Origin of the sequence: Frigidibacter sp. MR17.14 (assembly GCF_037095735.1) — a bacterium.
Lineage (GTDB): Bacteria > Pseudomonadota > Alphaproteobacteria > Rhodobacterales > Rhodobacteraceae > Frigidibacter.
In genome coordinates, this window is record NZ_JBAWKD010000014.1 from 1 (window position 1) to 23,240 (window position 23,240).

Consider the following 23,240-nt stretch of genomic DNA (forward strand, 5'->3'; position numbering starts at 1 on the left):
ATCTCGTCGAAGGGGTTCATCGACATCTTCACGTTGGCCAGATCGACGCCCGATCCGTCCGCCTTCACGCGGACCTTCACGTTGTAGTCGATCACCCGTTTCACGGGCACGAGGATCTTCATCTGATGCTCCAGAAGTTCGGGGCGGCCGGATCGCCGGTGCCGCCCGGTCTAGTCGAGCCGGATCTCGATATCCGACAGCGGGCGGCTCGAGCAGGCGAGAATCCGGCCGGCCGCTTCCTCCTCGGCGGTAATACCGCCCTGGTGGCGCATCTCGACCCGGCCGCTGGTCAGGCTGACCATGCAGGTGCCGCACTGCCCCTCGCCGCAGCCGCAGGGGATGATCACCCCCTGCCGCAGGCTTGCCTGAAGCACCGTCTCTCCCGCCCGGACGCCAAGACGGCGGGCGTTGACCTGCAGGCTGTGCAGCGGCGCCGCCCCGGCGCCGGCCGGTTCGGGCGGCGCGGCCGGGGCCGGCGCCATGGCGGCGCCGAAGCTTTCGCAATGGAACTGCCCGGCCGGGGCGCCCTCTGCGCGGTGGATGCGCCGCAGTTCGGACATGAAGGCGGCAGGGCCGCAACAGAAAAGCTCGCGCGCGGCAAGATCGGGCGCCATGACCGACATCAGCCGGCGGGTGACGCGCCCGCGAAAGCCCAGCCAGCCGCGCCCGGGCCGGCTCAGCACGACGCGCGCCTCGAGCCGGGGCATGAGCTGTTGCAGCCGGGCGATCTCGGCGGCGAAGAGGATCTCGGCCTCGTCGCGGGCGGCATGCACCCAAAGCACGTCCGCCCCGGGGTCGGTCTGGGCGAGATGGCGCAGCATGGCGACCAGCGGTGTCGCACCGGACCCGGCCGACACCAGCGCGAGGGGCGCGCCCGAACGCAGCGCCAGTGTGAAGCCGCCCCGTGGCGGGCGGGCCGTGACCGTCATCCCCGGCTTCAGCCCCGCGTGCAGGCCCGCCGTCACCCCACCGGGCGCCTGGGCCTTGATCGTCATCTCGATGCCGCCCCCCGGGGCCCGGCCCGAGATCGAGAAGCTGCGCCAAGCGGTCGCGCCGCCATGATCCACCCCCAGCGCCACCGCCTGGCCCGGCTCGAAGGTCACCGGTGCGGTGCTGGCGAAGGAGAAGGTCTTGACCGTCGGCGTCTCGTCGCGGACGGCGGTGCAGGTCAGTTCCAGCATCCGGGTCACTCCGCCGCGATCCGGCGCCCGCCCGGGCCGCCCGCCCAGTCGGCCATCTTGGTGCAATACCAGTCGGCGAAGTTGTTGAGCATGAACTCCGAGGGCGCCAGCGGGCCGGGCTGATAGGCGCGCGAGCGCACGCCCTTGTGGTTGTTCTCGGCCAGGATGCGGTCTTCGTCGTTGGTCTCGGTCCAGACCTCGGTCAGGCGCTTGAGGTCGTAGTCGACCCCCTCGACCGCGTCCTCGTGCACGAGCCAGGTGGTCTTGACCGCGGTACGGTTGGCCGACAGCGGCAGCACCCGGAAGTGCAGGATGTGGTCGGACAGGAAGTGGTTCCAGTTGTTGGGCACCCGGAACATCCGCACCGAGCCGAGATCCGGCTCGGTGAAATCGGCCAGCAGCTTGTTGCAGGCGGGCTTGCCGTCCATGGTGAAGGACAGGCAGTCGTCGTTGAAGGGCAGGCGGATGCAGCGGAACTCGGTCCCGCCGTCGGCAGGGGCATGGGGCAGCCCGAGCCCGTCCCAGCGCGCGGTCGAGCGGTCCATCAGCCCCTTGAAGGTGGCGTTTGCCGCCGGATCGTCCGGCAAGGCGAATTCGACCAGCGTCACCAGCAGCGCCGGATGGTTGCCCGCGCAGTGGTAGCACTCGCGGTTGTTGTCGATCACCAGCTTCCAGTTCGCCTCCTCGATGATCGTCGAGAAGAAGGCGACCTTGGTGCGGTCCGGCTGGTGGGGCGCGATGTAGGGGGTGACGGTCTTGCGGAACTTCTCGAGAGAGGGGGGCGTCTCGGCCAGGCAGACGTAGATCAGGCCGCAGATCACCTCGACATGGACCGGGTGCAGGCCGTGGGAGGCGCGATCGAAGCCCTCCGGCATCTGGCGCGCGTTGATCAGCGAGCCGTCGAGCTCGTAGACCCACTGGTGGTAGGGGCAGACGATGCGGTTGGCGCGCCCCGTCTCGTGCAGGCACAGGCGCGAGCCGCGGTGGCGGCAGGTGTTGAAGAAGGCCCGCACCTCGCCCTCACGATCGCGCAGGATCACGATGCTGTCGCGGCCGATCTCCATCGTGATGTAGTCGCCCGGGCCGCGGATCTCGGCCACCGAGCCGGCGAAGAGCCAGTCGGTGGCGAAGACGGCCTCGAGGTCGGCCTCGAACATGTCGTCATCGACATAGAAGGCGCCCGGCAGGGAAAAGCCGCGCTGGCGTTCCTGCAGAAGCTGATTGACGCGATCCTTGATCATGGTGACGGCCCCCTGATGCCGCGGTCGAACTCTGCGCTGGATCCTTGCCGGGTACGGAGAGGCGGCGCCTGCCCCGACCCGAAGCGGATTAGCCTCGTCGGGCGGGCACAAGACAAGGGGTCTTGCGGCACCGCTTGGGTCATCTGGGGCAGGGGCATCCCGGGGTGGAGGCAAAGCGCCTGACGGCAGTTCATTGATTTTATGTAGATTTTATAATTGCGCCACAGGCCCGCCGCGACGCGATGGCGGCTTGACCCCTGCGGCATCGGGTCTTTGGCCGCGATTATTTCCTGCGCCGCCGCGCCGTGCCCGCCTATGGTGCGCCGATCCCGCCAAACCGATGCCGAGAGACCCGACGATGAGCGACCTTTCCCCCAAAGCTGCCGACACCCCGCCGCGACCGACGCCGGGCGTGGCGACGCTCGCGGCCTATGCGCTGGCCGATCCGCTGCCCGAGGGCGCGGTCTCGCTGGCGCAGAACGAAAGCTGCTGCCCGGCCAGCCCGGCCGCGCTGGCGGCCGCCGCGGCGGCGCTCGCGGGCACCGCGCTCTATCCAGATCCCGACTGGGCCGCGCTGCGCGAGGCGATCGCCGTCGCCCATGGCATAGCGCCCGGGGACATCCTGTGCGGCGCGGGGTCGATGGAGCTGATCGGCGCGCTGGTCCGGGCCTTCGCCGGGCCGGGGGACGAGGTTCTGGGCACCGAGTTCGGCTATCTCTTCGTGCGCAGCGCCGCGGCACAGGCGGGCGCGCGCTTCGTCGCGGCCCCCGAAACCCGCTACGCCATCGATCCCGAGGCGGTGCTGGCCGCGGTGACGCCCGCCACCCGCATCGTCTTCCTGTGCAATCCGGGCAATCCCACCGGCACGCGCCTGCCGAATGCCACTCTTCTGGCCCTGCACGAGCGGCTGCCCCCGACCGTCCTGCTAGTGATCGACCAGGCCTATGGCGAATTCGACGAGCAGGACCACGATCCGCTCTTCGCGCGGGTGGCCGAGGTCCGCAACCTCTGTGTGCTGCGCAGCTTCTCGAAGGCCTACGGGTTGGCGGGCGCGCGGGTGGGCTGGGGGCTTTTCCCGCCGGCCGTCGCGCAGGAGGTGCGCAAGCTTCTGAACCCGAACAACATCCCCGTGGCGAGCCAGGCGGCGGCCGCGGCCGCCATGGCGGACCGCGCCCATATGCGCGCCACCGTCGCCGTCACGGCGGCGCGGCGCGACGCCTTCGTCGCCGCGCTGGAGGCGGACGGGCTGTCACCCGTCGCCTCGGCCACGAACTTCGTTCTGGTGCCCTTCGCCGACAGCGCCACGGCGGCGCGCGTCGATGCCGCCCTGCGCGCGGCGGGGATCCATGTGCGCCCGATGGGCGGCTACGGGCTGGGTCACTGCCTGCGGGTGACGGTCGGCGCACCCGACGCCATGGCGCGCACCGCCGAGATCATGGCGCGCGCCCGGGGCTGACCCGCGGCGCGCGGGGAAAGGGGGCGCCGGCGCGCGGCGCCCCCTCTGTTCAGGCCCTCAGGCGTGCGCCTTCGGGGTCGAAGGGCGGACGGGCGAGGATCTCGGCCCGGTGCGGCTGCCCCAGGATCGCCACGTCGACCATATCGCCCGGACCCGCGAGGCCCTCGGTGATGTAGCCCATCGCCAGCGACGCCCCGACGCCGTAGCCGTAGCCGCCCGAGCTGACATGGCCCGCCGGCGTGCCATCGGCCAGGAAGATCGGCTCGCCCCCGGTCGCATCCGCGTCGCCGACCTCGATCCGCAGCATCACGAGCCGCGAGCGCGCGGGCTTGTCCGCGATCTCGAGATAGGCATCACGGTTGAGGAATTCGCCCTTGTCGGTCTTCACCAGCCCCTCGAGCCCGCATTCCTGCGGCCAGTATTCGGGCGAATATTCGCCGCCCCAGCGGCCGTAGCCCTTCTCGAGCCGGAGCGAGCCCACCGCGCGCGAACCCACCGGCCCCGCGCCGATCGCCGTCGCCGCCGTGGTCAGCGCCTGGTAGAGCGCCGCCTGGTCGGCGGCGGCACAGTGCAGCTCCCACCCGAGGTCGCCGGTATAGGAGACGCGCAGCGCCACGACCGGCACGCCCGCGACCGTGATCCGCGCCGAGCGGAAGAACGGGAAGGCCGCGGTCGAGAGATCGGCCTCGGTCAGCCCGGCCAGCAGCTCGCGCGAGCGCGGACCCGCGACGGCGAAGCCGCAGGTCGTGTCGCTGACCGAGCGGAAGGTCGTGCCCGCGGGCAGCGGCACCTGGGCGAAGAAGCGCTGGTGATAGCGCTCGGCCATGCCAGAGCCGATGACGAGGAATTCCTCCTCGGCCAGCCGAGTCACGGTGAAGTCGCCGGCGACGCCGCCGCGCTTGCCGATCAACGGCGTCAGGCAGGAGCGGCCGACCTTCGCGGGGATGCGGTTGGCGAAGACCGCGTCGAGCCAGTCGGCCGCGCCGGGGCCGGTGACCTCGTAGCGCGCGTAGGTCGAGATGTCGACGATGCCCGCGCAGTCGCGCAGCATCCGGGCCTCGCGGCCGACCGGATCCCACCAGTTCTGGCGGGTGAAGCCCGCCGTCTCCTCGCGCGGCTCGCCCGGTGCCGAGAACCACAGCGGATGCTCCCAGCCGGCGGCCAGGCCGAAGATCGCCCCCATTCCGGCCTGCATCTCGTAGGCGGGGCGGGTGCGGGCGGGGCGGCCGGCGGCGCGCTCCTCGTTGGGGAAGTGGATCTTGAAGCGGTGGCTGTACTGGTCCTGCACGCGGGCGCGGGTGAAGTCGCGCCCCGCCCAGGCGCCGAAGCGCGCCAGGTCCCAGCCGAACATGTCGAGCGAGGGTTCGCCCTCGACCATCCATTCCGCCGCCAGCCGGCCCAGGCCCCCAGATTGCGAGAAGCCCGGGATGATCCCGTTGCAGCAGAAGTAGTTGCGCAGCTCCGGCACCGGGCCGAACAGGGCCGAGCTGTCGGGCGACCAGATCATCGGGCCGTTGATCACCCGCTTGATCCCGGCCTCGCCCACGGCCGGCACCCGGTCGATGGCGCGCATCATGTTGGGCTCGATCCGTTCGAGGTCGTCGGCGAAGAGCTCGTGGCCGAAATCGGGGGGCGTGCCCTGTTCGGCCCAGAACTTCATGTCGCGCTCATAGGCCCCGACCAGCAGGCCGTGACCTTCCTGGCGCAGGTAGTATTCGCCGTCCCGGTCCGCGACCGAGGGCAGCCGGCGCCCGAGGCCGGCGACGGCGGGGATGGTCTCGGTCACGAAATACTGGTGCTCGGTGGGCATCAGCGGCAGCTCGATCCCCGCCATGGCCGCGACCTCGCGCGCCCAGAGACCCGCGGCGTTGATCACCCATTGCGTATGGATGTCGCCGTTCGGCGTGCGCACGATCCAGCTGCCGTCGGGCTGCGCCTCGGTCGCGGTGACCGGCGTGAAGCGGTGGATCTCGGCGCCGTTCTGGCGCGCGCCGGCGGCATAGGCGTGGGTCACGCCCGAGGGATCGACATTGCCGCCGTCGGGTTCGAACATGATGCAGCGGATGCCGTCGAAATCGACCAGCGGGTGCAGGCGCTCGGCCTCGTCGCGGTTGATCTCGTGGAAGTTCATGCCGTAGCGGCGGGCCTTGGCGGCCTGCAGGCGCAGCTGGTGCTCGCGCTCGACGGTCTGGGCGAGGTAGAGCGATCCGGGCTGGAAGATGCCGCAGCTCTGCCCGGTCTCCTGCTCCAGCGCCTTGTAGAGCTGCATGGTGTAATGCTGCATGCGGCTGATGTTGGTGCTGTCATGCAGGCCGTGGATGTTCGCGGCCGCGTGCCAGGTCGAGCCCGAAGTGAGCTCCGATCGCTCGAGAAGGACCACGTCGGTCCAGCCCAGCTTCGTCAGGTGATAGAGGATCGAGCATCCGACGAGGCCCCCCCCGATGACGACGGCCTGACTGTGGGTTCTCATTCTCGTGGTCCTTCCTTGGGGTCCCCGGGCGCCGCGACCGGCGCCGGGTTTCAGTAGCCGCGCGCCGGGTCGACGACGTTGGCCAGCGGTTCATTCGCGCGCCAGCGGCGCAGGTTGCGGGCGAACATGGCGATCGCCGCCTCTTCCCAGCCGTCCCAGACGGCCGAGCAATGGGGCGTGATGCGCAGGTTCGGGGCCTGCCAGAGCGGATGCTCGGGCGGCAGGGGTTCGGTCGTGAAGACATCGCGCGCCGCGCCGGCAAGATGCCCGTCGTTCAGCGCCTGAAGCAGGGCGGGCTCGTCCACCACGCCGCCGCGCGACAGGTCGATCAGGATCGCGCCCCGCGGCAGCGCCGCGAGCGCGGCCGCGTCGATCATCCCGCGGGTCGCATCCGTCAGCGGCAGGCAGCAGACGAGAACGTCGGCCCGGGCCAGCTCGGCCGTCAGCGCGTCGATCCCGTGCACCTCGTCCAGCGGAGGCGTCGGCACCGGCCGCGCGCGCAGCCCCGCGACGGTCATGCCCATCGCCTTCGCCCGCACAGCGACCGCGATGCCGGTGGCGCCAAGGCCCAGGATCAGCATGCGCCGCCCCGCCACCGGGGCGACCTTCGCCGGCGCCCAGTCGCGCGCCGCCTGCCGCCGGGCATGGCCCGCGAGGTCGAGCGAGAAGGACAGCATCATGCCGATCACGTATTCGGCCATCATCCCGGCCGAGACCCCGGCCGCGTTCGTCACGGTCAGCCGGGACGGGTCCCAGGGCGCGAGGTGATCGGTTCCCGACCCGCCGACCGAGATCCAGCGCAGCGCCGGCGCGGCCATCAGTGCCGCGCGCGGGAAGCCCGCGCCGCCGGCGAATTTGGTGGCGTAGACCACCGGGGCCGCGGTGGCTGCCAGCAGGCCCTCGAGCGCATCGTAGCGGTCGCACAGGTGAACGGTCGTGCCGGGCGCCTCGCGCTCGACGATCGCGCGGGCCGTTTCGCCCGCGTCGGTCAGCATCACCACATCCATCATCGACATCCTTCCGTCATGGCCTCTGCCGTCGATGTCGCCGGGGTGGCGGGTCCTGTCCAGCGCCTGTCCGCCCCGGTCATGCGGCGACCCCTTCGGTCAGCAATGGCAGCAGATCGGCAAGGCGCGCGCCGGGCGCGGTCAGGCCCAGCACAGCGTCGTGGATCGCACGCGCCCGGGTCTCGCCCAGGACCGGATCGGCGTAGCGATGGTATTTCTCGAGGATCTCGGCCTCGGCCATCGGCGCCTCGGGGCCGCCGCGGGCGTGGATGTCGCCCGAGCGCAGCACCGCGCCGTCGGTGGTGCGGATCGTGACCTCGGCGCGCCGTTCGGCCGGGTAGCGATCGGTGAAGCGCGCGCTGGCCGTCACGCTGACGCGTTTCAGCATCTCGATGACGCGCGCGTCGGTCAGCCCCGCGCCGGTGATGTGCCCGACGCCGATCTCGCCATGCACCGCCATGACCGCCACCGCGAAGGGCAGCCCGTACTGGGCCTTCGAACTGGTCTCGGGCAGGCCCGCGAACAGATCCGCCGCATAGGCGAAGCTTTCGACCTCGATCGCGGCGATGCGGTCGGGGTCGAGCCGGTGGGCGAGGCGGATCGCGCGGGTGCCGTCGATCGCGGCATGCGCCCAGCGGCAGACCGGATAGGGCTTGATGTAGTAGAGCGGCACCTGCCAGTGCCGGCCCAGATCGGCCCAGTCGCCCGCGACTTCGGGCGCCTCGACGGTGACGGCCGGCGCGCCGGTGAAGCCCAGCCCCGCCATCACCGCGGCCGAGATCCCGATCAGCGCGCCCATGCCAGATCCGTCGTGCAGCATGGTCGGCGTCGCGATCTCGCGCATCATCTGGCTGCGGGGGCCATGAAACTCGGCGATGCCCAGAGCCTCGCGCAGCGTCGCGGGCCCCATGCCCTCGATCCGCGCGGCCATGGCGGCGACGCCGAGCGCGTTCCACGCGCCCGAGGTGTGGTAGTCGCCGACCGTGGCGTGCAGCGCGGTCGCCGCCCGCCCGGCGATCTCGTAGCCGACCGTGGCCGCGGCCAGCGCCGCGGGGCCGCTCATGGCGGGATGCCGACCGGCCAGCGCCAGAAGCGCGGGAAAGATCGCGACGCCGGTGTGGCCCTTGGTGGGGTTGTAGCCGTCATGGGCGTCGAGGTTGTCGATCTGGCTCGCCAACGCGAAGGCGGCCCCGGCGGTGCTGGCGATGCGCCCGTCGAAGAGCATCGGCGCGCTCCAGCCGCCCGGTCCCGCGCCATAGAGGGCCAGCGCCGTCTCGCGGGCGATGCGGCCCGCCTCCATCCCGACCGCGGCCGCGCCGACTCCCAGCGTGTCGAGCATCAGCACCGCCATGCGTGCCAGCACGTCGGAGGGGATGTCCTCGATGGCGAGGTTCAGCGCGAAGGCCGCAACCCGGTCGAGGGTGGTGCCTTGGTCCGCGCGGGTCTCTGTCTCGGCCATCGTCATCTCGGGCTTTCGGGCTCTGGCCGACCTTAGGGGTTTGCGCCTTGCGGCTTCACGCAACAACTTCGCGGGCATAGGCCCCGAAAAATGCGCACCACCCCGGGCCGGGCCCGACTATTGCTTGAGACTCCCGCCCGCCGTCGCGAACCAGAGGCCAAGATGACCGCCGACATGCCCCAAGACGACCTGATCCTGCGCAACGCCCGTCTCATCGACGGCAGCGGCGCCCCCTCGATCGAGGGCGATCTCGCGATCCGGGATGGTCGCATCACCGCCATCGGCCAGATCGGCGAGCGCCGCGCCGCGCGCGAGATCGACCTGCGCGGCCGCGCGCTTGCCCCCGGCTTCATCGACGTGCACACCCATGACGACGGCGCGCTTCTGCAGGCGGACGGCATGGTGCCCAAGATCAGCCAGGGCGTGACCACGGTCATCGCCGGAAACTGCGGCATCAGCATTGCGCCCCTCAGCATCGAGGGCACGCCGCCGCCCCCCTTCACCCTGGTGGGCGGCCCCGGCAGCTTCCGCTTCGCGCGCTTCGCCGATTACGTGGCGGCGCTGGAAGGGGCGGGGATCGCGACCAACGCGGCGCTGCTGTGCGGTCACACCACGCTGCGTCAGTCGGTGCTGGCCGACACCCGCCTGCCTGCCACCCCGGCCGAGACCGAGGCAATGGCCGTGCTGCTGGACGTCGCGATGGCCGAAGGCGCCTTCGGCCTGTCGTCGGGTCTCGACTATCCGCCGGCGGTGGGCTCTTCCACGGACGAGGTCATCGCGCTGGCGCGGATCGCGGCGGCGCGGGGCGGGCCCTACGTCACCCACACCCGCAACTATTTCGAGACGATGGACGAGGCCCTCGAAGAGGCGATCGACATCGCGGGCGCGGCGGGCGGACGGCTGGTCATATCGCACCACCAGTGCACGGGCGCGATGAACCACGGCAAGGCCGTGCCATCGCTGGCGCGGATCGACCGGGCGCGCGAGGAGATCGAGATCGGCATGGACGTGTATCCCTACGCCGCCAGCTCGACCGTCCTGCGGCTCGAACGCTGCGACACCGGGCTGCGCATCCTCGTCACCTGGTCCGATCCCCATCCCGAGATGGCCCGGCGCGAACTGGCCGACATCGCCCGCGAGTGGGGGGTCAGCGAACGCGAGGCGGGGATCAGGCTGCTGCCCGCGGGGGCGGTCTACTTCCAGCTCGACGAAGGCGACGTGCAGGCCATCCTGCGCCACCCGCGCACGATGATCGGCTCGGACGGGCTGCCCCATGACGTGCATCCCCATCCCCGGCTCTGGGGTACCTTCCCGCGCGTGCTGGGCCATTATGCCCGCGACCTCGGCCTGATGCCGCTCGAGGAGGCGGTCCGCCGGATGACCGGCCTGCCGGCCGAGGAATTCGGCATGACCGACCGCGGCCTGCTGCGGGTCGGCCATGCGGCGGATCTCGTGGTCTTCGATCCCGCGACGGTGATCGATCTGGCGACCTTCGAGGATCCCGACACGCCCGCGCGCGGGATCGAGGAGGTCTTCGTCAACGGCACGCTGGTCTGGACCGGGGGCGCCGCGACCGCGGCCCGCCCCGGACGGGTCCTGCGCCCCGAGGCGCCCGACGGCAGCCGTCAGAGACTGTCGTAAAGCGCGTCGACCGTCGCGGCGGTGAAGGCGAATTCGACGGGCCGGGTGCAGCGCCAGCCCTGCAGCTCGGCCCCGCCGATCGCCGCCACCGCCGCCGCCTGCCGCAGCACGCCGCCGCCGTAGAGCCGGTTGGCCATGTCGAGCATGCCGGTGCGGTGCATGTGGCCGGTCATGCTGCCGCAGGCCTCCTTCACCAGCCAGACCCGGAAGCCCGCATAGACCGCATCGAAGACGGTGCCGGTGACGCAACTGTCGGTCAGCACGCCCGCGACGACCAGCGTGTCGATCCCGCGCGCCCGCAGACGGGCCTCGAGATCGGTCTCGCGGAACGCGCTCGGCCAGTGCTTGATCACCAGTTCGTCGCCGGGATGCGGCGCGACCTCGGCACAGATCGCGGCCCCTTCGGACCCCTCGACGGCGGACCGCATGTCTTCGCTGATCGTCGCCTCCTGCAACGCATAGGCGTCGCGCTCTGCGGGCGCGACCGAGGCCTGCGCATGGAAGACGGACAGCCCTGCCGCACGCGCCGCCGCCATCAGCGCCGCGGCATTTGCCAGGACGGTGTCGTAGCCCTCGACCGCCCAGAGCGCGCCGGGGCGGTATTCGTTCTGCAGGTCGATCGCCAGGACGGCGGTGGCGGTGGGCGAAAGGTGCATGGCTGTCCTCAGCGGGAAGAGGGGAACTGCGTGACGAAGCGGGTCAGGATGTCGATGGCCACGGCAAGGTCGGCGATCTCCATCGCCTCGTCGGGGTTGTGGCTGCCGTTGGCGTTGCGCAGGAACAGCATCGCGCTGGGCACACCGGCCGCGACGAAGCTCGCCGCATCGTGCCCGGCGCCGCAGCTCAGCCACGGCAGCTCGTGCCCGAGCGCGCGCGCCGCGTCCTCGATCCCGGCGGAGAGCGCGGGATCCATCGCGGCCGCGGCCCAGCCGAACGAGTGGCCGAGGTCGATGCCCACCCCCCGCGCCGAGGCGACCTGCGCGGCGATCTCCGCCACCCGGCCCGGCAGCGCCGCGAGAAGGGCCTCGTCGCCGGTGCGCAGGTCGAGCGTGAAGCCCAGTTCGCCCAGCACCCGGCTGCCGCCGTGCTGGGCGGGGTTGCTTTCCACCCGGCCGATGGTGATCGTGGCCTCGGTGCCGGTGGCCTCGATCCGGTCCCATTCGCCCTCGAGCGCCTGCACGAGGCTTGCGAAGGCGGGCACGACATCGCGGCGCGAGAACCGCGGCTCGGCCCCGGAATGGGCATACTGGCCGATGATCCGCGCCGCCGGGAAGCGCCATCCGCCCGCCATCGCGCTGACGATGCCCACCGGCACGCCCCGCGCGATCAGCCGCGGGCCCTGCTCGATATGCGGTTCGATGTAGGCGGCGATGCGGGCGGCATCGACCAGCGGCACGCCGGGCGCAAGCCGCGCGGGGTCGAAGCCCGCCTCGGCCATGTGCCGGCCAAGGCTCAGGCCGGTATCGGCGCGGCAGGCCTCGAGCGCGGCGGGGTCGAGCTGGCCGAGCGCCGCGGCGCTGCCCGGATAGGACAGCGGGAACCAGGCGGCTTCCTCGGCGCGGAAGGCCACGACCCGCAGGTCGCGGGGCGGCAGGATGTCGCGCGCAACCAGCTCGGCCATCACGCCGAGGCCGGCGGCGACACCCGCCGCGCCGTCGAAATTGCCGCCATGCGGCACGCTGTCGAGATGCGAGCCGATGACGATCGCGGGCAGGTCGCGGTCCCGCCCCGGAAGCGTCATCCACAGGTTCCCGAAGGCGTCCGGGGCGACCTCGGCGCCAAGCCGCGCAGCCGCTGCGGACACGAGGTCATGGGCCATCTGTTCGCCCGTGCCGAAGGCGGCGCGGGTGACGCCGGGATGGGCGGCGCTGTCCGCCGCCATCCGGGCCAGAAGCGCCCCGGCCAGCTCGCCGCCCGCGCTCATTCCCGACCGGCCGCGGCGGGCTCGGCCGCGATCAGCGCGTATTCCGAGGGACGGCGATAGCGCGCAAGGTCGAACCCGGCCCGGGCGCATTCGGCATTCATGTCGAGATCGGCGTGATGCACGATCACCTCGTCCTCCAGCGACGCGACCTGCGCCACGATCTCGCCCGAGGGCGCGATGATGCAGCTGCCGCCGATCAGCGCCTGTCCCTCTTCAAGTCCCGCCTTGGCCGCCGCCGCGACCCACATCGTGTTCTGATAGGCGCCCGCCTGCATCGGCAGGTGGTTGTGGAACATCCGCAGATGCGCCAGCCGCGGCGTCTCAGTCAGCAGGAGCGGCGTGTTGTAGCCGATCAGAACCATCTCGGCCCCGGCAAGACGGAGCATGCGGTAGGCCTCGGGCCAGCGGCGGTCGTTGCAGATCAGCATGCCGATCCGGACGCCCTGAAACTCGAAGACCGGGAAGCCGAGGTTGCCGGGTTCGAAATACTTGCGCTCGAGATGCACGGTGACCCCGGGTTCGGGGGTCTCGGACCCGGGGACATGCATCTTGCGGTAGAGGCCGATCACCGCGCCGTCGTCGCCCACCAGCACCATGCTGTTGAACCGCCGCGCGCGGCCCTCTTCGATCACCGCCTCGCAATAGCCGAGCGCGAAGCCGATCTTCAGCCGCCGCGCGGCGTCGAACAGCGGCCGCGTCTCGGCCGAGGGCATCTCGGTCTCGTAGTATCCCGCGATCTCAGCGTCGTCCTCGAGATCCCAGCGCGGGAAGAAGGTGGTCAGCGCCATCTCGGGAAAGAGCGCCAGTCTCGCGCCGCCCGCCGCCGCCCGTTCGAGCATGGCGACGAGCCGCGCGACGACCTCCGCGCGGGTTTCGTCGCGGCGGATCGGTCCGCATTGGCATACGGCGACCGGCAGGCTGCGGGTCATGGCTGGATCTCCTCGGGAAGGGGGGCGGGCCGGGTCAGGGGCGCGCGATGCAGGAAGCGGCCCCGGGCGGGGCCGGGGAAGGGGGCCGCAGCGGCCGCCTCGTGGGCGATCTCGCCGCGCAGAAGGACGGTGACGGGGCAGCCCGTCACCTCGCGCCCGTCGAAGGGCGAATAGCCGGCGGCCGAGTGCTGGTCGGCATCGCGGATCCGCCCTCGCCGGGCGGGATCCCAGAGCACGAGATCGGCATCGGCCCCGGGCGCGATCCGGCCCTTTCCGGGCAGGCCATAGGCGCGGGCCGCGGCGGCCCCGGCAAGCTCGAGATAGCGCGGCAGGTCGATCCGCCCGGTGACGAGGCCCTCGCTGAACAGAAGCGGCAGGCGCGTCTGCAGCCCCGGCACACCGCTGATCGCGCGGTCGAACCGCGCGGGACCGTCGCCATCGAGCTTGCCCGAAAGCGCATGGGGCGAATGGTCGGACGACCAGATCTCGATCGCGCCCTGCTCGAGCCCCTGCCAAAGCGCGGGCACGGCACCCGCTCCGCGCGCGGGCGGAGAAAAGAGGTGGCGCGCGGCGGCAGCGTCATCGGCAGGGGCATCGGGCTGGAACAGGTACTGGGGGCAGGTTTCGGCCAGAAGCCGCGCCCCCAGCGCCCGGCCTTGCCGCACCGCCGCCAGCGCGCCGGCCCCCGAGACATGGACGATCTTCACCCTCGCGCCGCTGGTCCGGGCGAGCGCCGCGACGCGGCCGATCGCCTCGACCTCGGCCAGTTCGGGGCGCGAGGCCGCGTGCCAAGCCAGCCCGGTCCGTCCCGAGGCGATCAGCCCGGCCGTGGCGTGCGCCACGATCGCGTCGTTTTCGGGATGCACCATCACAAGCGCCCCGGCTGCCGCCGCGGCATCCATCAGCGCCAGCAGCCAGGCGTCGGTGACGGCGAAGCCCTCGTAGGTCGTGAAGGCCTTGACCGAGGTCACGCCCGCCGCCACCAGCCCGGGCATCTGCGCACCGGGGTCACCCGCCGCCATGGTCGAGACCGCGTGGAAGCCGTAGTCGACGGGGCAGACCCCTTCGGCCAGCGCCATCGCGCGCGCGAGGCCCGCGCGCATGTCCTGCCCGGCGTCGGGCACGGCGAAGGGCAGGATCGTTGTTGTTCCCCCCGCCAGCGCCGCGCGCCCGGCGCTGGCGAAGCCCTCGGCCATCTCCTGCCCGGCCCAGCCGGGCTGGGCGACGTGGCAATGCGGATCGACGCCGCCGGGCAGCACCCACATCCCGTCGGCCGCGATCTCGTGCCGGCCGACGAGGCCCTTGCCGATCGCGGTGATCCGGCCATCGTCTACGGCCAGATCCGCCTCGCACCAGCCTGAGCACAGGCCCAGCCGGCCACCGCGGACCACGAGTTCATGCATCATGGTGCCCGGCAGGGGCCGTGTCCGACCGGGGCGTGACGATCGGCTGCATCGCCAGCAGGGTCTCGCGCGGCAGGTGGCAGGCGATTTCGTGGCCAGCCTCGAAGGTCTGGACGGGCGGCATCTGGCTGCCGCAGAGACCGGGGATCACGTGCTGGCAGCGGGTCGAGAACGGGCAGCCCGGGGGCGGGTTGGCGGGCGAGGGGATCTCGCCCTCCAGCGTCACGCGCCGCTTGACCAGCCCCGGGTCGGCGAGCGGCACCGCGGACAGCAAGGCCTCGGTATAGGGATGGTAGGGCGGCGCGAAGACATCGGCGGTGCGCCCCTGTTCCATGATCCGGCCAAGGTACATCACCACCACCCGGTCCGAGATGTAGCGCACCACCGACAGGTCGTGGCTGATGAAGATCAGCGTCGTGCCCTCGGTCCGCTGGATGTCCATCAGCAGTTCGGTCACCGCCGCCTGCACCGACAGGTCCAGCGCCGAGACGGGTTCGTCGGCGACCACGACCGAGGGCTTGCCCGCGAAGGCCCGCGCGATGCCCACTCGTTGCTTCTGTCCGCCCGACAGCTGGCGCGGCCGGCGGCCCGCGAATTCGCGCGGCAGCTTCACGGTGTCGAGGAGTTCGAAGACCCGCTCGCGGATCTGCGCCTCGTCCTTCAGGATGCCGAAGCGCCGGATCACCCGCGCGATCTGGAAGCCGATGGTCTGGCTGGGGTTGAGCGTGTCGAAGGGGTTCTGGAACACCATCTGCAGGCTGCGCACCGTGGGCCGGTCGCGCCGGGTGACCCGGCGGTTCCCAAGTTCCTGTCCGCGCAGCGTCACGCTGCCCGAACTCGCCTCCTCCAGTCCCATCAGGATCCGTGCGAAGGTCGATTTGCCGCAGCCGCTTTCGCCGACGATCGCCAGCGTCTCGGCCTCGCGGGCCTCGAAGGTCAGCTCGCGGTTGGCGCGGACGCGGTTGTAGGATTTCGACAGGGCGTCGACCTGCAGGATCGTCTTGCCCGCGCGGGCGGCGGGCGGCGCGGGACGGGTCGCGACGGGGGAGCGCCAGTCGATCTCGTCCACCCGCAGGCAGCGGCTTGCACGGCCTTGCCCCAGCCTGCGCATCGGCACCGGTCCGCCATCGCAGGTGCCGGCATGGAAGAATTCGCATCTTGGCCCGAAATTGCAGCCTTGCGGCCGGTCGCGGGGCGTGGGCAGCTGGCCCGGGATCGCCACCAGCGGGCGGCTGGTCTTGTCGGCATCGGGCACCGGCATCGAGGCGAAGAGCCCGCGCGTGTAGGGATGGCGCATGCTCGAGAAGACCTCGGCCACGGGGCCGGTCTCGATCGCCTCGCCCGAATACATCACGGTCAGCCGCTCGCAGGTCTCGAGGATCAGGCCCAGGTTGTGCGAGATGTAGAGCATCGCCGTGCCGAACTCGGCCGAGATCTCGCGCACCAGCTCGACGATGCCGGCCTCGACCGTCACGTCGAGCGCGGTGGTCGGCTCGTCCAGCAGCAGCACGCGCGGGTTCGACAGCAGGGCCATCGCGATGACGATGCGCTGCTGCTGGCCACCCGACAGCTGGTGGGGGAAGGCGCGCAGGATGCGCTCGGGATCGGGCAGGCGCACCCGCGCCAGCATCTCGACCGCGCGGGCGCGGGCCGCGGCCCGGTCCATCCCGTCATGGGTCATCGAGACCTCGGCCATCTGGTCGAGGATCCGAAGCGACGGGTTCAGCGAGGCCATCGGCTCCTGGTAGATCATCGCGATGTCGCGCCCGCGCAAGCGGCGCAGCTCGGCTTCGGACATGGCGGTCATGTCCTGCCCGTCGAGCAGGATCTGTCCGCCGGTGATCCGGCCGTTGCGCCCGAGGTAGCGCATCACCGCCAGCGCGATCGTGGACTTGCCGCAGCCCGATTCCCCGACGAGCCCGTGGGATTCCCCCGGCATCAGGCGCAGGTTGAAATCGACGACCGCCGGGACCTCTCCGGCCCGCGTGTCGTAGGAGATGCACAGGTTGCGGCATTCGAGCACCGGGCGCGGCTCGGCGTCGGTCGGGCGGGGATCGGTCGCAGCGCTCATGGCGTCAGTCCTTCAGGCTGAGTTCGCGCAACCCGTCGGCCATCAGGTTGAAGCCGAGGATCAGCGTGGTGACCGCAACCGAGGGCACGATCAGCATGTATGCGAATTTCCACAGAAGCGCCGCCGTCGCCGCCTCCTTGATCATGAGCCCCCAGTCCGGGTCCGGCGGCTGCAGGCCGAGGCCGAGGAAGGTCAGCGTCGTGATGGTGACGGTGGTGTATCCCAGGCGCAGGCAGGCATCGACGATCAGCGGGCCGCGGACGTTGGGCAGGATCTCCATGACCATGATCCAGAGCGCGCTTTCGCCCCGGGTCTGGGCGGCCTGGATGTAGTCGCGGCTGCGGCAGTCCAGCGCCAGCCCGCGCACGATGCGCATGATGGCCGGCGCCGACGAGGCGGTGACCGCGATGATGATGTTGAACCCGCTCTGGCCGAGGTAGTTCAGCACCAGGATGAACAGCACCATGACCGGGAAAGACAGCAGCACGTTGCTGAGATAGGACAGCACCTCGTCCCACCAGCCGCCCAGATAGCCCGCCATCAGCCCCAGCGCCGCGCCGACGGCATAGGCCACGACCGTCGCCGAGATCCCCCAGACGATCACCCGCTGACAGCCCCAGATCGTGCGTGCCAGCATGTCGCGCCCGCGCATGTCGGTGCCCAGCCAGAAGGTCACGTCGCCGCGCGTCGTGCCCGGCATGAGATAGGGGGCAACGGGCCGGTTGGGATCCAGCAGCGGCAGGTAGGGCGCGCTCACCGCCATCAGGATCCAGAACAGGACCAGCGTGACGCCGATCTGCGCGATGCGCGATCCCGACCAGGCCCGCATCGCGTTGACGTAAAGCAGGATGACGGCCGGGATCGCGGGCAGCAGGATCCAGCGGTGCAGCCCGCCGAACAGCCCGGGAAACATCACGTAGCCGCAGAGCAGGACCCAGACAAGCGCCACCAGCGCGAGGTTGACGACAACGGCCGGGCGCCGGGCCTCGGCGCCGCGGCGCCCGAACGGAGCGAAGGCGATCGACATCACGAGATCCTCACGCGCGGATTGAGAAGGATGTAGGCGATGTCGGACAGCAGCTGCGACAGCACCGCGACCGCCACCGCGACCAGCGTCGCCGCCTGCAGCACCTCGATGTCGCCGAAGACCGCGGCCTCGTAGAGCATCCGACCGAAGCCCGCGTATTGGAAGAACACCTCGACGACCACGACATGCGACAGCAGCCAGTTCATCTGCAGGAAGATCAGCGTCACTGGCACGATCAGCGCGTTGCGCAGCGCATGGCGCAGGATCACCGTCCGGTAGGCCAGCCCCTTGAGGATCGCGGTGCGGATGTAGTTCGCGGCCATCACCTCGGCCATCGAGGCGCGGGTCATGCGCACCACGTAGCCGATGTCGTAGATCAGCAGCGTGGCGAGCGGCAGCACCAGTTCGCGGAACGAGAAGCCCTGCGTCATCGCCGATTTCGCGGGCACCCAGCCAAGGCCCAGCGCGAAGACCACCGTCAGCATCACCGCGGTGGCGATCTGCGGGATCGAGGTCGTGACGATCGCGAGGACAGAGATCACCCGGTCAAGGCGCCCGCCTTCGCGCATGCCCGCCAGCGTTCCGAGCGTGAGCGATATCGGGACCATCGCGAGGAAGAAGAAGAAGGCAAGCACCGCCGTCGCCTTGAGCCGGCCCGCGATCAGCGTCGACACGGCGACGTCCTTCTCGATGGACATGCCCATGTCGCCCTGTGCCATCTTGGCGACCCAGTCGCCGTAGCGTTCGAGGAACGGCTGATCGAGCCCGCGCTTGGTGATCCAGGCCGCGTAATCCTCCTCCGACAGCGTCGCCACGCCGAACCCGCCCAGCTCGGCCACGGCGACCTGCCTGCGGAACTGGTCGGTGTCGAAAATGGCGAAGAGCAGCAGCGACACGCTCACCATGATGAGCACCATCTGGGCCAGGCGTTTGCAGATGAGTTTTGTCATCGGAGTCCGTATTGGAAAGGGACGGCCCGCCGCGGGGCCGCGGCCCCGGGCGAAAAGACGCGCGCCCTTCGTCGTCCGTGGCGGACGATCCCGGGCGCGCGACCCATGGTCGGGACGGCGCTCAGCCCATCCAGACGCTGTTCACGTGGAACTGGCGCGAGGGATGCGGCTGGAACCCGTGCACCTTGGTCGAGGCGAGGTTGTAGACCGGGCGCCAGAGCGGCTGGACCATCACGGCATTGTCCTGAAGGATCGTCTGCACGGCCTTCATCTTGGCGCGACGGGCCTCGACATCGACGGTCGCCTCGGCATCGGCGAGCGCCGCGTCGAATTCCGCGCTGGAGAAGTGGCTTTCGTTCCACGGCACGCCGGTGCGGTAGGCCAGGCCCAGCGTCATCGTGCCCAGCGGGCGGTGCGCCCAGGAGGTCGCGCCGAAGGGCGTGCTCTTCCAGATCTCCCAGTAGCGGGTCGAGGGCACGACGTTGACCGACAGCCGGATGCCCGCCTCGGCCAGCTGGTCGCGCATCGCCTCGCAGACCGCCTGGTGCCACGGGCCGTCGGTGTTGCCGACATCGATGGTCAGGTCGATCCCGTCGGCATGCCCCGCCTCGGCCAGCAGCGCCTTCGCGCCCTGAACGTCACGTTCGAGCGGCGGCAGGTCGAAATATTCCGGGTGCACCGGCGCGACATGGTGGTTCCAGGCCGGCAGCCCGCCCTCGGGGAAGATCAGCGCGGCGATCGCGGCGTTGTCGACGGCCTTGGTCACCGCCTGGCGCACGCGGATGTCATCGTAGGGCGCGACATCGCATTGCATCCGGCAGCACAGGGTCTGGGCCGAGCCGACCGAGCCGATCTGCACCGCGTCCAGCGCCTGGGCCAGCGGAAGCTGGTCGGCGGTCAGCTCGTAGATCGCGTCCACCGTGCCAGAGGCCAGCGCCGCAACCTGGTTCTCCTGGTCGAAGTTGTAGAAATGCACTTCGTCCAGGTAGACGTCGCCGCCCCAGTAGGTGAAGGGCTTGCCGTCGGTGGTCTCGGTGACGCGCTTCAGGATGCAGCGCTCGCCCACCGCCAATTCGGCCAGCGTGAAGGCCCCCGTGCCGATCGGCGTGCCCGAGAACGGGGCGGTGAAGCTCGGGTGCACGATCAGCGTCGGATATTCGGCGCAGTCCTGCGGCACCGACAGAACCGGGCGCGACAGGTTTAGCCGGATCGTCAGGTCGTCCACGATCTCGACCCCGTTCTCGGCGGGGACCATCACCGGCTTGCCCTTGGCGTTGACCTCACCGGTGGGCACGGCGAGCGCGCTGAAGGTCGACAGGCCGATGTTGGACGACCCCGAGGCCGAATCCGACCAGCGGCGCAGGTTGAAGGCCACGTGCTCGGCGGTCAGCATCTCGCCGTTGTGCCACATCACGTTCGGGCGGATGTGCAGGATCCAGGTCTTCAGGTCCGCCGACGGCTCCCAGCTTTCCAGCAGCATGGGGCGCACGATGTTGTCAGGGCCCAGTAGCGCGAGGTGCTCGATGATCGGGCGCGACTGGTTGGACATCTCGTTCCAGCTGTAGAGCGCCGGATCGTCCATGCTGGCCACGCGCTGGCCGATGCGCAATGTGCCGCCAGCCTTCGCGCCGGCCTCGACGGCCGGGAACGGCAACGTGCCCTCCTGGGCCTCGGCCATTCCGACCATGCCGCGCGCCGCGGCAAGCGACACGCCGACCATCGTCGCCATGCGCAGGAACTGGCGCCGGTCCATCCGGCCTTGGTCGAGCTGCGTCTTCAGAAGCCGCACCAGCGGCTCGTTCATCTTCGCCATTGAGTTCACCCTGTTGTTTATTTTGATATTTGTTTTGTCGTTCTGGTCGCGTCGCCGCGTGGTCACGCGGCGGCGATCACCATGATCTCGACCCGGTAGGCGTCGCCTGCCAGTCGCGATTCCACCGTGGCGCGCACCGGCATCGCCGCGCGGTCGATCCAGGCGTCCCACTCGCGGTTCATGATCTCGAAATCCGCGATGTCGCGCAGCCAGATGGTCGCGCTCAGAAGCTTCGAGCGGTCCGACCCCGCCAGCCCGAGGAAGTGGTCGATCTTGGCCAGCGTGTCGCGGGTCTGGGCGGCCGTGTCGCCGGTGGTGTCATCGGCGGTCATGCCCGACATGTAGACGGTGCCGTTGTGGGTCAGCACCCGGCAGAAGCGTTCCCCGTTGGCGTGGCGGTCGATGGTCATGGTCTTTCCTCATCGGTCAGGGCCGGCACTAGAAAGCGCGCCGGGGTCAGGTCGTCGGCCGAGATCCCCTGGGCCTGCAGGGTCTCGGGAAGGGCCGCGCCGCGCACGAGGGCCGCGATCGCGGCCGACAGCGCGGGCGAGGTCTTGATGCCGTAGCCGCCCTGTCCCGCCAGCCAGAAGAAGCCGGGGGCGTCGGGTGCCTCGCCCGCGACGGGAGAGCCGTCGGGGGCAAAGGTGCGCAGGCCTCCCCAGGAATGGGTGACGCGCTGCACGGTGATCGTGGTGGCGCGTTCCAGCCGTTCGGCGGCAATCGCGATGTCCATCTCGTCGGCCCAGGCATCCATCGGGTCCGAGGGCGTGGCATCGGCGGGCGAGACCATGATCTGCCCGCTCAGCGGCTTGAAGAAGAACTCCTCGCCCACGTCGTTGATCAGCGGCCAGGCTGCGGAATTCTCGGGGGCGGGGATGTTGAAGACCGTGCGCCGCAGGGGCTGCAGCCCCAGCCGGCGCACCCCCGCCAGATCCGCCACGCGGTCGGCCCAGGCCCCCGCCGCATTGACCACGCGCGGCGCGCGGAACGTGCCCTTGCGCGTCTCCACCTGCCAATCGTCGCCGATGCGGACAAGTCCCGTGACCGCGGCCGAGGTCAGAACGCGGGCCCCCCGCGACCGGGCCGCGCGCAGGTAGCCCTGGTGCAGAAGGTGCACGTCGACATCCATCGAATGCGGCTCGAAGATCGCATGGGCGAGGTAGTCGCGCCGCAGGACCGGAACCCGCGCGATCGCCTCGTCGACCGTGAGCGCGTGGATCGAGGGCACCAGCGCCCGCGCGCGGTCGAGTTCGAAGTCGATCAAGTCCTTCTGGTCGGCGCGGGCCACGGTGATCATGCCCCGCGGGCCAAGGATCGGGGCCTCGACGAAGCCTTCGGGCGGTGCGGTCAGGAAGTCCCGGCTGGCCATGGCGAGACGGCGGATGACGCCGGTGCCGTAGTTTTCGGTGAAGCTTGCCACCGAGCGCCCGGTGGCGTGGTACCCGCAGGTGTCCTCGGCCTCGAGGATCAGGACGCGGGCGAATTTCGAGATCTCGCAGGCTGCGCCGGCACCGACGATCCCGCCCCCGATGATGATCACCTCGGCCCGGTCGTCGTCGTCGCTCATGCTTGCATCTTTCCCTGCTGCGCACACCGATCAGCGGTCGCCCGCCCTGGCCATCGGTGGCCGGTCTTCGTTGCGATGCAGCATAGAGACCTCGAGGAAACAAGATCATGCGATAATTTTTGAGACTTTGACCCGGTTTCATTTAGTCTTCGCCCAAACTTGCCGCTTGCCGCGCCGCCGCTTGAATTCGAAGGTTACCCATGAAGACGCATCCGCCCCTGACCTACATCCGGTCGTTCGAGTCCGCTGCGCGCCATCTCAGCTTCACCCGTGCCGCGCAGGAGCTTGGTCTGACCCAGGCCGCGGTCAGCAGCCATGTGCGGTCGCTGGAACAGCATGTCGGGCGCCAGCTTTTCACACGCTATCCCCGCAGCCTGAAGCTGACCGACATGGGCGAGGCCTATCTGCCGACGCTGCGCCAGGCGCTGCAGCAGATCGACGAGGCGACCGAGGCGATCGTGACCGAAGCCCGCAGCCGGACCGTTACCATTGCCTGTCCCGTCAGCCTGGCCGAGAACTGGCTCGCTTCGGTGCTGGCCCGGTTCAGCCTGCAGAACCCCCAGATCGAGGTCGTGCTGCGCGGCATCGTCTGGGAGGACCACGAGGACGCGCCGGCAGATCTGACGATCCATGTGCGTCGCTACGACCAGCAGCCGCCGGGCTCGGAACTGCTGTGGCGCGACGAGCTCGTGCTGCTGGCCGCACCCTCGATCGGACGGCTGTCGGGCCCGCAGGACGCGCTGGCGCATCACTGGATCACCGTGCTCGGCCGCCAGGAATACTGGAGTGCGATGGCCGACGCGATCGGGTTGGACGCATCGGCGCGCGGCGCGCGGCTGACGACCAACTCGACGAATATCGCGCTCGAGCTTGCGGCAGAGGGTGGCGGGCTGATCGCGACCCAACTGTCGCTCGCGCAGATCTACCTCAAGCGCGGACTGCTGGTCGAGGCGCTTCCGGCGCGTGCCGAGGCCGCCTGGGCCTATTACCTGTCGGATACGTCCCCTCTGAAGGGGCGGCACCGGCAGCAGGTGCGCAGTTGGATCCTGGACAGCGCGCGCCTGGTCTAGGCTGCGCCCGGAAGGCGGACGGGCCGACCGG

18 protein-coding genes and 1 pseudogene are annotated in these 23,240 nt (G+C 70.5%); 3 read left to right on the forward strand and 16 right to left on the reverse strand.

Going from position 1 to position 23,240, the window contains the following annotated elements; all coding sequences use genetic code 11:
• The 3 genes and pseudogenes from V8J36_RS20150 to V8J36_RS20160 all read right to left on the reverse strand — a co-directional run.
• Positions 1-122 (reverse strand): annotated as a pseudogene (locus V8J36_RS20150) (electron transfer flavoprotein subunit beta/FixA family protein); the annotation flags it as partial.
• Between the two features lie 48 nt (positions 123-170).
• Positions 171-1,181 (reverse strand): flavin reductase family protein, encoded by a 1,011-nt coding sequence (locus V8J36_RS20155; RefSeq protein ID WP_336469122.1) that lies wholly within the window; start codon positions 1,179-1,181, stop codon positions 171-173.
• A 5-nt stretch (positions 1,182-1,186) separates the two neighbouring features.
• Positions 1,187-2,422: an aromatic ring-hydroxylating oxygenase subunit alpha gene (locus V8J36_RS20160; RefSeq protein ID WP_336469123.1), complete on the reverse strand. Its 1,236-nt coding sequence runs from the start codon at positions 2,420-2,422 to the stop codon at positions 1,187-1,189.
• 358 nt (positions 2,423-2,780) lie between these two features.
• On the opposite strand from V8J36_RS20160, the gene V8J36_RS20165 reads away from it, so the two are divergent.
• Entirely contained in the window at positions 2,781-3,878 is a 1,098-nt protein-coding gene (locus tag V8J36_RS20165; protein ID WP_336469124.1) for a pyridoxal phosphate-dependent aminotransferase, read from the forward strand.
• Between the two features lie 49 nt (positions 3,879-3,927).
• Here V8J36_RS20165 and V8J36_RS20170 read toward each other — a convergent pair whose 3' ends face one another.
• The 3 genes from V8J36_RS20170 to V8J36_RS20180 all read right to left on the reverse strand — a co-directional run bounded on the left by V8J36_RS20170 (position 3,928) and on the right by V8J36_RS20180 (position 8,814).
• Entirely contained in the window at positions 3,928-6,348 is a 2,421-nt protein-coding gene (locus V8J36_RS20170) for a GcvT family protein (protein WP_336469125.1), read from the reverse strand.
• A 50-nt stretch (positions 6,349-6,398) separates the two neighbouring features.
• The gene (locus tag V8J36_RS20175) at positions 6,399-7,364 is read right to left on the reverse strand and encodes a D-2-hydroxyacid dehydrogenase (RefSeq protein ID WP_336469126.1); all 966 of its coding nucleotides are present in this window, start codon (positions 7,362-7,364) and stop codon (positions 6,399-6,401) included.
• Positions 7,365-7,434: 70 nt separating this feature from the next.
• Positions 7,435-8,814 carry an MmgE/PrpD family protein gene (locus V8J36_RS20180; protein ID WP_336469127.1) on the reverse strand — a complete coding sequence of 460 codons (1,380 nt, stop codon included), beginning with the start codon at positions 8,812-8,814 and terminating at the stop codon, positions 7,435-7,437.
• A 162-nt stretch (positions 8,815-8,976) separates the two neighbouring features.
• On the opposite strand from V8J36_RS20180, the gene V8J36_RS20185 reads away from it, so the two are divergent.
• The gene (locus V8J36_RS20185) at positions 8,977-10,455 is read left to right on the forward strand and encodes an N-acyl-D-amino-acid deacylase family protein (RefSeq protein WP_336469128.1); all 1,479 of its coding nucleotides are present in this window, start codon (positions 8,977-8,979) and stop codon (positions 10,453-10,455) included.
• On the opposite strand, the gene V8J36_RS20190 is transcribed toward V8J36_RS20185, so the two are convergent.
• From V8J36_RS20190 to V8J36_RS20235, 10 genes are all read right to left on the reverse strand, one after another.
• A complete protein-coding gene (locus V8J36_RS20190; RefSeq protein ID WP_336469129.1) occupies positions 10,440-11,111 on the reverse strand; it encodes a cysteine hydrolase family protein in 672 nt (223 codons plus the stop codon). The genes V8J36_RS20185 and V8J36_RS20190 overlap by 16 nt on opposite strands.
• Positions 11,112-11,119: 8 nt before the next feature.
• Positions 11,120-12,379 (reverse strand): hydantoinase/carbamoylase family amidase, encoded by a 1,260-nt coding sequence (locus V8J36_RS20195; RefSeq protein WP_336469130.1) that lies wholly within the window; start codon positions 12,377-12,379, stop codon positions 11,120-11,122.
• Complete coding sequence (locus V8J36_RS20200; protein WP_336469131.1) at positions 12,376-13,308, reverse strand: nitrilase-related carbon-nitrogen hydrolase; 933 nt, start codon at positions 13,306-13,308, stop codon at positions 12,376-12,378. Before V8J36_RS20200 ends, V8J36_RS20195 begins: the two co-directional genes overlap by 4 nt.
• Positions 13,305-14,711, reverse strand: a complete 1,407-nt coding sequence (locus tag V8J36_RS20205; protein WP_336469132.1) for an amidohydrolase family protein — start codon at positions 14,709-14,711, stop codon at positions 13,305-13,307. The genes V8J36_RS20200 and V8J36_RS20205 overlap by 4 nt, the downstream gene beginning before the upstream one ends.
• Complete coding sequence (locus tag V8J36_RS20210; protein WP_336469133.1) at positions 14,704-16,782, reverse strand: ABC transporter ATP-binding protein; 2,079 nt, start codon at positions 16,780-16,782, stop codon at positions 14,704-14,706. The genes V8J36_RS20205 and V8J36_RS20210 overlap by 8 nt, the downstream gene beginning before the upstream one ends.
• A 4-nt stretch (positions 16,783-16,786) precedes the next feature.
• On the reverse strand, positions 16,787-17,809 hold the full coding sequence (locus V8J36_RS20215) for an ABC transporter permease (protein ID WP_336469134.1): 1,023 nt from the start codon (positions 17,807-17,809) through the stop codon (positions 16,787-16,789).
• A complete protein-coding gene (locus V8J36_RS20220) occupies positions 17,809-18,759 on the reverse strand; it encodes an ABC transporter permease (RefSeq protein WP_336469135.1) in 951 nt (316 codons plus the stop codon). Before V8J36_RS20220 ends, V8J36_RS20215 begins: the two co-directional genes overlap by 1 nt.
• A gap of 121 nt (positions 18,760-18,880) precedes the next feature.
• Entirely contained in the window at positions 18,881-20,572 is a 1,692-nt protein-coding gene (locus V8J36_RS20225; RefSeq protein WP_336469136.1) for an ABC transporter substrate-binding protein, read from the reverse strand.
• 62 nt (positions 20,573-20,634) lie between these two features.
• Positions 20,635-20,982, reverse strand: coding sequence for a RidA family protein (locus tag V8J36_RS20230; protein WP_336469137.1), 348 nt, complete (start codon positions 20,980-20,982; stop codon positions 20,635-20,637).
• On the reverse strand, positions 20,979-22,139 hold the full coding sequence (locus tag V8J36_RS20235; RefSeq protein WP_336469138.1) for an NAD(P)/FAD-dependent oxidoreductase: 1,161 nt from the start codon (positions 22,137-22,139) through the stop codon (positions 20,979-20,981). Before V8J36_RS20235 ends, V8J36_RS20230 begins: the two co-directional genes overlap by 4 nt.
• Before the next feature lie 200 nt (positions 22,140-22,339).
• Here V8J36_RS20235 and V8J36_RS20240 point away from each other — a divergent pair, with 200 nt between their 5' ends.
• Complete coding sequence (locus tag V8J36_RS20240) at positions 22,340-23,209, forward strand: LysR family transcriptional regulator (RefSeq protein ID WP_336469139.1); 870 nt, start codon at positions 22,340-22,342, stop codon at positions 23,207-23,209.
• The last annotated feature ends 31 nt before the right edge of the window (positions 23,210-23,240 follow it).

What these genes read in the sequence shown, in the direction of transcription:
- V8J36_RS20155 (WP_336469122.1), bottom strand. Translation starts at nt 1,181, where the DNA reads ATGCTGGAACTGACCTGCACCGCCGTCCGCGACGAGACGCCGACGGTC.
- V8J36_RS20160 (WP_336469123.1), bottom strand. Translation starts at nt 2,422, where the DNA reads ATGATCAAGGATCGCGTCAATCAGCTTCTGCAGGAACGCCAGCGCGGC.
- V8J36_RS20165 (WP_336469124.1), top strand. Translation starts at nt 2,781, where the DNA reads ATGAGCGACCTTTCCCCCAAAGCTGCCGACACCCCGCCGCGACCGACG.
- V8J36_RS20170 (WP_336469125.1), bottom strand. Translation starts at nt 6,348, where the DNA reads ATGAGAACCCACAGTCAGGCCGTCGTCATCGGGGGGGGCCTCGTCGGA.
- V8J36_RS20175 (WP_336469126.1), bottom strand. Translation starts at nt 7,364, where the DNA reads ATGTCGATGATGGATGTGGTGATGCTGACCGACGCGGGCGAAACGGCC.
- V8J36_RS20180 (WP_336469127.1), bottom strand. Translation starts at nt 8,814, where the DNA reads ATGGCCGAGACAGAGACCCGCGCGGACCAAGGCACCACCCTCGACCGG.
- V8J36_RS20185 (WP_336469128.1), top strand. Translation starts at nt 8,977, where the DNA reads ATGACCGCCGACATGCCCCAAGACGACCTGATCCTGCGCAACGCCCGT.
- V8J36_RS20190 (WP_336469129.1), bottom strand. Translation starts at nt 11,111, where the DNA reads ATGCACCTTTCGCCCACCGCCACCGCCGTCCTGGCGATCGACCTGCAG.
- V8J36_RS20195 (WP_336469130.1), bottom strand. Translation starts at nt 12,379, where the DNA reads ATGAGCGCGGGCGGCGAGCTGGCCGGGGCGCTTCTGGCCCGGATGGCG.
- V8J36_RS20200 (WP_336469131.1), bottom strand. Translation starts at nt 13,308, where the DNA reads ATGACCCGCAGCCTGCCGGTCGCCGTATGCCAATGCGGACCGATCCGC.
- V8J36_RS20205 (WP_336469132.1), bottom strand. Translation starts at nt 14,711, where the DNA reads ATGCATGAACTCGTGGTCCGCGGTGGCCGGCTGGGCCTGTGCTCAGGC.
- V8J36_RS20210 (WP_336469133.1), bottom strand. Translation starts at nt 16,782, where the DNA reads ATGAGCGCTGCGACCGATCCCCGCCCGACCGACGCCGAGCCGCGCCCG.
- V8J36_RS20215 (WP_336469134.1), bottom strand. Translation starts at nt 17,809, where the DNA reads ATGTCGATCGCCTTCGCTCCGTTCGGGCGCCGCGGCGCCGAGGCCCGG.
- V8J36_RS20220 (WP_336469135.1), bottom strand. Translation starts at nt 18,759, where the DNA reads ATGACAAAACTCATCTGCAAACGCCTGGCCCAGATGGTGCTCATCATG.
- V8J36_RS20225 (WP_336469136.1), bottom strand. Translation starts at nt 20,572, where the DNA reads ATGGCGAAGATGAACGAGCCGCTGGTGCGGCTTCTGAAGACGCAGCTC.
- V8J36_RS20230 (WP_336469137.1), bottom strand. Translation starts at nt 20,982, where the DNA reads ATGACCATCGACCGCCACGCCAACGGGGAACGCTTCTGCCGGGTGCTG.
- V8J36_RS20235 (WP_336469138.1), bottom strand. Translation starts at nt 22,139, where the DNA reads ATGAGCGACGACGACGACCGGGCCGAGGTGATCATCATCGGGGGCGGG.
- V8J36_RS20240 (WP_336469139.1), top strand. Translation starts at nt 22,340, where the DNA reads ATGAAGACGCATCCGCCCCTGACCTACATCCGGTCGTTCGAGTCCGCT.